This is a genomic window from Nocardia camponoti (assembly GCF_014646135.1).
Classification (GTDB): domain Bacteria; phylum Actinomycetota; class Actinomycetes; order Mycobacteriales; family Mycobacteriaceae; genus Nocardia; species Nocardia camponoti.
In genome coordinates, this window is record NZ_BMMW01000003.1 from 776,065 (window position 1) to 783,573 (window position 7,509).

The window sequence follows — 7,509 nt, forward strand, 5'->3', positions numbered from 1 at the left end:
AACCCAGTCCCCGCTTGCCGCCCCGATTTTGTACGTAACGAAAAAATCAAGCGTGGTGACAGCGACGCAACGAACTGGCTACCGTAGGACGCGGCAACTTCGGTGGCCAAACCTTCATCAGGTTGGTGGCTCCGGCCGGTCCCTCATCCCGGCCGGGGCACAACAAATCCCCAGCTCGCGCCCCGCCCGGACCTACCCGGAGGAACGTTTCACCGTGCTGTGTGATGACATCGCAGCCGCTTGGCTCGCCCACACCGACTTCGCTGGCAACAACACCGCTGTCGGGCTGCTAAGTCGAGCCATCGCGCCCCAAGAATTCGACATCAAGCGCGACTCCCTACCCGTCGCCGCTGCTGCCGACCCCGCGACCGCCGCTGCCATTCTCCAACTACTCCAGCGCGGCCAGGTGCCAACGATGGCCGCGATCCGCACGCTAACCACGCAAAACGAGATGCGCTGCGAAGCCGAGCGCATCGAACGCCTAGGCAAACGCGCCCAACGCAACATCGACGAGTTCGGTCGCGTGCTTGCCCGGCTCGCCAACGCGTATTGGACCGAGCACAACACGGGGCCCACTCGCCGCGACATCCTCGCCGAGCCAGAGGTCACGGCACTCATCGCCGAGCGCGTTGGCGATGTCGCACCGAGCGCGGTCAAGCACCTATGGCTCATCGAACGCGCCCAACGCGCGGGGTGGATCGCGTCGAATGCCAATCCCGGCTCGCTCTGCGCGGCACGGCGCTGGCACACAACTAAGTACGGCAATCGGGTTTCGCAAAAGCCGGTGAACCTCGTTGGCAAGCTGGTCGCGGGCTTTGTGATCGAGTACACGTCAACGAAAGGTCGGCCGCCGACCTGGTCAACGCTGGCACGCGAGACCCGCGACGATCGCGGCCGCCGCGTTTTCTTCGACGTCGCCGACGCGCACGCCCAACGGCGTTGGCTCACAACAGCCGAATGGCTGCACCCTGACGAAGATCAACCGGTCGCCGGTCGCCGTGGTGCCCGCGCCGTCGCCAAGGACAGTCGCGTCTAGCTGCATGAAAGCCCATCCGCCGCTAACAACCGCTGTGCGCATTCGGTAATTTCTTCGCAACGCATTCACGCGTGAAAGAAGGAGTTACCCCGTGCCCGCAACCATCGACCCAGCGGCGACCGCCTGGCTACTCGCGGCCACCGCGATGGTGTTGCTGATGACGCCCGCACTGGCCCTGTTCTACGGCGGCATGGTCCGCTCAAGCGGCGTCCTCAACATGCTGATGATGAGTTTCATCTCGATTCCGCTGGTCACAGTCGTGTGGATCGTCGCCGGATACAGCCTTGCCTTCAGCGACGACGCGGGCGGCGGCCTCATCGGCAACCTCGCGCACGCGGGTTTGTCGGGCATCAACCCCGACACCGTCCGCAGCGGCATCCCCGAACTGCTGTTCGTGACCTTCCAGCTCACGTTCGCGATCCTCACCGCGGCGCTGGTTTCCGGCGCGATCGCCGACCGCGCGAAGTTCACCGGCTGGATGGTGTTCGTTCCGCTGTGGACGCTCGCGGTGTACGCCCCGATCGCGCACTGGGTCTGGGGACCCGACGGCTGGCTCAGCGCCTTCGGCGCGCTCGACTACGCGGGTGGTCTCGTCGTCGAAATCGCTTCTGGCGCTTCGGCATTGGCGCTCGCGCTCGTTCTCGGTCCGCGTATCGGCTTCAACGTCGACGCGATGCGTCCGCACAACCTGCCCTTCGTCCTGCTTGGCGCTGGCCTGCTGTGGTTCGGCTGGTTCGGCTTCAACTCCGGTTCGGCATTGGGTGCGAACGGCCTCGCCGCTGGCGTCTTCCTGAACACGCTCATCGCGGGCAGCCTCGGCATGCTCGGCTGGTTGATCGTCGAGCAGGTGCGTGACGGTCGCCCGACCACCTTCGGTGCGGCATCGGGCGCGGTCGCTGGCCTTGTCGCGATCACGCCGTCGTGCGGCGTGGTGAACACGCTCGGTGCGATCATCGTCGGCCTCGCTGCTGGTGTTGTGTGTTCGTTCGCGGTTGGCTGGAAGCACCGCGCGGGCTACGACGACAGCCTCGACGTGGTCGGCGTGCACTTCGTCGGCGGCGTTGTTGGCACGATCCTGATCGGCCTGCTCGCGACGCACGTCATGACCGGCGGTGTCGACGGCCTGTTCTACGGCGGCGGACTCGCCCAGCTTGGCAAGCAGGTTGTCGCGGTCCTCGTTGTCGCCGCGTACGCGTTCGCGGTGTCGTTCGTGCTCGCCAAGGGCATCGACAAGCTGCTCGGCTTCCGTGTCAGCAAGGAAGATGAGTCGTCAGGCATCGACTTCGCGCTGCACGCTGAGACGGCATACGCCGAGGGTGTGCACGGTCATTCGCCGCGTCGCTTCGGCGAAGGTCACCAGTTCGGCCACTAGCTACGGGTGCGGCTGGGGTTTAACTAACCTCGGGTTTAACTAACCTCAGCCGCGCTAGCCGCGAAGGTGTTGCACGACGTCGTGCGGTTGTTCGATACGCCGCTTTCGAACCACTTTCCGCCGTTTTGGGCGGTGCCGTGGTCGCGCATATCGCCGGTGCTGTCGCCGCGACCGTAAGCATCCTTGGTCGCGAGCTGCACCTGCGATGACGACAACGAACCGCCGCCCTTCGACGAAACGATGTACATCCCGTCGAAGCAGTTGGCCTGCAACTCGACTCGACGCGAAAGCTCAAGGCCCTGCGGTGAGCGCGCGCCAACATCGACGCGCTCGCTGTTGGCCTTGCGCAAGATTCCCGATTGCGCCTGCACGTGATGGCCGTATTCGTGCGCGAAAACCGAAAGGTAGACGACCCAGTTGTCACGGAAGATGTCGGTTTGTAACTGGCTGATCGGCATGTAAATCGTCTTGTTCGCCGCGCAGTAGAAGGCGGCGAAGTTGCTGGTAGAGCCGGTGCACGGGGTTGAAATACCCGCTGTTGTCGCCGAAATATTGAGCTTCGGCTCTTCAAACGACAGGTTGTTTTCGGCGAAAATCGGCTTCCACGCGGTCGACAAACAGCTAGCCGCCGACTCGAAAAACGCGCGCGCCTTCGCGACCTCGGTGCCCCACGACGCGTACTTGCATGACGCGGGAACCAATGTCGCGTTCGCATCGGTGAGCAGCGGATTGTCGACCGTCGCCGACGGCGGGTTCGCCGGGTCGGGGGTGTAAGTGGTTGTCGGCTTTGGGCCGAGCGCGGTTGACCCAAGGTCGATACCAGTCGCGACGGCATAGCGAACAAGGCCAAATACCGCGAGCAGAATCACGACGAGAAGCACTGCGGTGCCGCCGCTTTTGCGCTTGCGCGGCGGGCGGACTGGTCGACCGGGCGGGCCGTAAGGCATGGGCGGCGGACGGTAGCCCGAGTGTTGGCCGTACTGAGGTTGGGCTGGCTGGCCGTACTGGGGAGGTTGCGGTGCGTACCGTGGCTGCTGCTGCGGATAACCCGGTTGCTGCGGGTAGCCCGGTTGGGGCCGATACCCGGGATGAGGTGGAGTTCCAGGGCGCGGAACAGGTTGTCCGCCACCAACATTCGGGCCATAACCGTACGGTGGTTGGTTCACTCCCCCGTACCCCCTCGCTTTGTAAGTCGCCGACAGCCGCTGACGCGACAATAGCAAGCTGTCTAGAGTAGGCAGCCATGCTGACTTTTCGGGGGGCCGCCCTAGGCGCGCTGTTACTCGCCTCGGGCTGTGTTCTCGCTGGTGCACCGGTTGCTACCGCTGACCCTGGCGCGGGTGTCTCCATCGTCGCCGATCTCACACTCACCACCGATGGAGTGCTGCGCGTCGTCGAAACCGTCGACGTTCCCGCCGACGGCACCTTCAAAATGTCGCTGCCGCTGCGGTTAAAGGTCGCCGACGACGTCGAGCGCACGTTCAGAGTCACCGATGTCACCGCGACGGGCTCCGGGTCGGCGGTCACGGCAAACGACCAGTTCGTTGTCTCGGCAACCCCGGGCGAAGCGAAATTCGCCTACACGATTCACAACACCGTCGCCGATATGCCAGGTGCGCAGACCTTTCACTGGCTCGGTGCGCTGAATGCCGACATTGCGGCATTGGACGTGTCGGTGATCAGCCCGAGTTTCCAAATGGGAATTGTTGACTGCAAACTCGGACCTGCGGGCAGCGCCAAGCCGTGCGCGGATATTCGCGTTGAGCCCGACGGCACGCTGTATTTGACCCAGCGCGACCTCCATAAGGGCGACGCGATCGACCTCACGTTGCAGATGCCGCCGGGCACTGTTGCCGCGAATGCCGACATTCGCGATGGGAACGCACCCGGTCCGTTCTCGTTCACCGCACCGGTTTTCGCTGCCTTTGGCGCGGTATTGCTCGCGGTGCTCTCGATGGTGGCCTATGTGCTTTTCGCGCGAAAGCGAACTGCCGCCGCGCTGGTTGGCAACGAGGAGTTCAATCCGCTCGCGAGCAATGGCGATCGCGTGGAATTGGTTTCGCCCGATGGGTTATTGCCTGGTGAAGCCGGTTTGCTGCTCGACGGATATGTCGATCCGGTTGATATCGCGGCGACCGTTGTCGACTTGGCCGTTCGACGCTATCTGCTGATCACGCCGATAAACGCACGTGGCGAAGACGACTGGCGCATTAGTCGCGTGAACGCCCCCGACGACCAATTGCGTGAATACGAACGCGCCGTTTACGACATGCTGCTGCCCGCGGGTACTGACACCGTCGCGGTGCGAGAATTGCGCGCGCCGAACCGTTTTCAACTCAAACCGTTGCGCGAGGCGATTCGCGCCGACGCGATCGAGAACGGCACCTTCGCCGACCCGAAGCAACGACGAATCCCGCAGCTCATCGGTGGTGCGCTGATCGGTATTGGGCTCGTGCTCGCCGTCGTGCTCGCGCTGACCGTCGGGCACGCGCTCATCGGCGTCGCGATCGCGCTTGGTGGCGTCGCGGCCACTCTGCTACCCAAGTACCTGCCAACGCGCACCCCACTCGGCGACGAGCTCGCAAGGAAGATGCGCGCGATGGGTCGCGGACTGGAAAGCGTTACGCGGCAACAGGTTCCGCCGATCGATCAGGAAACCCTGTTCTCGCGCGGACTGCCGTACACGGTGGTGACCGGCCGCGTCGACAACTGGATCCGCACGTTCCGCGATATGGACCCGTCCGCCGACGCGCAACCGGGCTTGTACTGGTTCGCCGGCTACCACCGAGACCGCGACCTACACCGCTTCGCCTCCCAATTCCCGTTCTTCATCACGGCACTACAGGCGGCTTGCTAGCGCCTTGAGCCGTGACGGTCCGCACTGTGGCAGACCCCGACACGGGAGGTCACGGCGCACGGCGAGGTTGGCCGCCCCGCGGCAGACAGCCCCATGTCGCGCGACCGCTGCGGACCTGGTCATGCTGCGAGGTCGGGCAGATAGCCCACGGCGCCCGGTCACCGCGTGTGACCTACTTAAGCGGCGATGGCGTGCGCGGCCGTCGACCGCGACAGGGTCGACGGCGGCATTCAAACTCTGTTCAGCTGCGGCGGATTGCGGAGAGCGGGTCGGCGTAAAGGGCGCTTACCGACGTGACGACGGCCGCGAACTCCTGCACCTTGCCGCCGAAACCGCTGATGCGGATGTCGGTCTCGGCCAGCTGCGTGCTCTGCCGGAACGCGCGCGCGACGTGCGGGAGCGCGGGGCGGTAGCCCGTAAACGCCTGGCCGCCAAGGACAACGCGGTCGGGGTTGAGCATGTCGCGGACAAGGGCGACAGTCTGACCGAGCATCGTCGCGCGCTCAGCAAGCAGTTCGCGTGCGGGCTCCGAACCGCCTTCGGCCGCACGGTAGAGGTCGTTGATGGTGGTGCCAGCGGTGCCGTTGTGCGCGGAGATGATGCCGCGGCCAACCGCGCGCGCGTGCAGCGCACGGTCGCCGACGGTCACTTCCAAGCAACCACGTCGACCGCATTCGCACTGCACGTCCGAGCCGGTCGGCAGGTGCGCGATCGACCCTGGCCCGTTGCTCGGCGTGTGCACGCGACCGTCGAGAGTGACCGCGATGCCAGCCATCTCACGCACGTAGAAGTACAGGCTGCTGCCGCCCGGCGTCGGGGCGAGCGCGGTTTCGCGTGCCGCACCGGAGGCGTCGAATGTGGGCAGCAACAGCTCCGACGCGGCCATCGCCTCAACGTGCGGCGCGACCGAAACGGGCAACTCAAGCACGTCACCGAGGACCTGCCCGATGGGCGCGTTCTTCCACGCGAGCTTGGGGTGATCGACGATGCCGGTAGTCACGTCGACGCGTCCACCGATCGCGACGCCCGCCCACAGCGGCTTACGTCGATGCCAGCGCTGCAGGAACGCCTTGGCGCTACGAGCGACGGTTGTTACCGCGAATTCTTGGCCGCTCTGCGGCGTCGCGATGGCGAGGCCGCCGAGGATGCGACCACGCAGGTCGGCGGCGACAATCTTGGTCTGCGCGGCACCGATGTGGATGCCGAGCGTCAAGTACGACTCGTGGTCGATTTCGAACGGCACGCGTGGGCGGCCGACAGCGCCAGCGGCGGTGAGGTCGGAGCGTTCACGCAGGAGACCGGCCGAAAGCAGCGCTGCCACCTGACGATTCACCGTCGCGATAGAAAGGCCGGTCGACTTGGCCGCCTTGTCGCGCGAGATCGGACCACCGATCGCGCTACGCAGGACAGCGGCGGCAGGGTTGTCGCTAATGCGAAGTTCTGGAGCAATCACCGGACGAGAGACACGAGGGCGGGTGCCGACCACACGAGTTGCGGGACGGTCGAGAATGGGAGCAGACATATGAAGTTCCAAGCTGTAAATCCCGCGATAGCGACGCGAGATTGCCTACATGAGCGGCGTGGCAGCGCACGAACCGCTAAGGGTTCAGCTGCAGCGACAGGAACGACACAGTTCACGGGTCAACGGCAACCGCAAACCGAGCGCGGTGGTCACGTACGTGACTCGCGTTGCGGAGATGTGGTTACCGGACATAACAATCAAGTTAACACCCAATCTAGGTCCGAAACAACTGAAACCGGCGGAATGTGCGGTCAGGCACAACGTTTCCGCAGGTCAATAAGTAGGTCACGACAGCGCAAAGCGCCCCACCCGGGCGAGCCGGATGGGGCGCTTACGGTCCCTCAGAAGCCGTTATGCGGCGAGGTTTCTTACTTGGCGGGAGCCGCCGGTGCCGGCTTGGGAGCAGGCTGGGTGATGGTGACGAAGTACTGAATCGCCGCACCAATGGCGAACGGGGCGGTCACGAAGATCTGACCCGCGATCACACCGAGGGCACCGATGGTGGTGGCACCAACGACGCAACCCGCGATCGGGCCCGCACCGAACAGGCCGAGGAGCACGCCGGTGGCGACCAGGCCAGCGCCAGCGCCAGCGATGCAACCGACAGCCGCGCCGCCGAGGCCGCCAACGAGGGTGCCGATGCCGGCGCCCAAGGAGATGGTCGAGGTCAGACGCGACCAGGCGGCCTGCTCACGCTCGTACTCGTTCTTCCAGGGAGCCTG

Annotated in this window: 5 protein-coding genes and 1 pseudogene; 3 read left to right on the forward strand and 3 right to left on the reverse strand. The window is 64.9% G+C overall.

Features of this window, described 5'->3' with window-relative positions; genetic code table 11:
• Positions 1 to 214: 214 nt before the first annotated feature.
• Both IEX78_RS18485 and IEX78_RS18490 read left to right on the forward strand, forming a co-directional pair.
• Positions 215 to 1,036: a hypothetical protein gene (locus IEX78_RS18485; RefSeq protein ID WP_188830202.1), complete on the forward strand. Its 822-nt coding sequence runs from the start codon at positions 215 to 217 to the stop codon at positions 1,034 to 1,036.
• Positions 1,037 to 1,127: 91 nt separating this feature from the next.
• Complete coding sequence (locus tag IEX78_RS18490; protein WP_188830203.1) at positions 1,128 to 2,408, forward strand: ammonium transporter; 1,281 nt, start codon at positions 1,128 to 1,130, stop codon at positions 2,406 to 2,408.
• A 35-nt stretch (positions 2,409 to 2,443) separates the two neighbouring features.
• On the opposite strand, the gene IEX78_RS18495 is transcribed toward IEX78_RS18490, so the two are convergent.
• Positions 2,444 to 3,355: a neutral zinc metallopeptidase gene (locus IEX78_RS18495; protein WP_188830204.1), complete on the reverse strand. Its 912-nt coding sequence runs from the start codon at positions 3,353 to 3,355 to the stop codon at positions 2,444 to 2,446.
• A gap of 296 nt (positions 3,356 to 3,651) precedes the next feature.
• Here IEX78_RS18495 and IEX78_RS18500 point away from each other — a divergent pair, with 296 nt between their 5' ends.
• A complete protein-coding gene (locus tag IEX78_RS18500; protein ID WP_188830205.1) occupies positions 3,652 to 5,265 on the forward strand; it encodes a DUF2207 family protein in 1,614 nt (537 codons plus the stop codon).
• A 241-nt stretch (positions 5,266 to 5,506) separates the two neighbouring features.
• Here the strand turns inward: IEX78_RS18500 and IEX78_RS18505 are convergent, their stop codons facing one another.
• Together IEX78_RS18505 and IEX78_RS18510 are read right to left on the reverse strand one after the other, a co-directional pair.
• Positions 5,507 to 6,787, reverse strand: coding sequence for an ROK family transcriptional regulator (locus IEX78_RS18505; RefSeq protein WP_188830206.1), 1,281 nt, complete (start codon positions 6,785 to 6,787; stop codon positions 5,507 to 5,509).
• A 368-nt stretch (positions 6,788 to 7,155) separates the two neighbouring features.
• Positions 7,156 to 7,509: pseudogene (locus tag IEX78_RS18510) on the reverse strand (hypothetical protein); the annotation flags it as partial.

What these genes read in the sequence shown, in the direction of transcription:
- IEX78_RS18495 (WP_188830204.1), bottom strand. Translation starts at nt 3,355, where the DNA reads ATGCCTTACGGCCCGCCCGGTCGACCAGTCCGCCCGCCGCGCAAGCGC.
- IEX78_RS18500 (WP_188830205.1), top strand. Translation starts at nt 3,652, where the DNA reads ATGCTGACTTTTCGGGGGGCCGCCCTAGGCGCGCTGTTACTCGCCTCG.
- IEX78_RS18505 (WP_188830206.1), bottom strand. Translation starts at nt 6,787, where the DNA reads ATGTCTGCTCCCATTCTCGACCGTCCCGCAACTCGTGTGGTCGGCACC.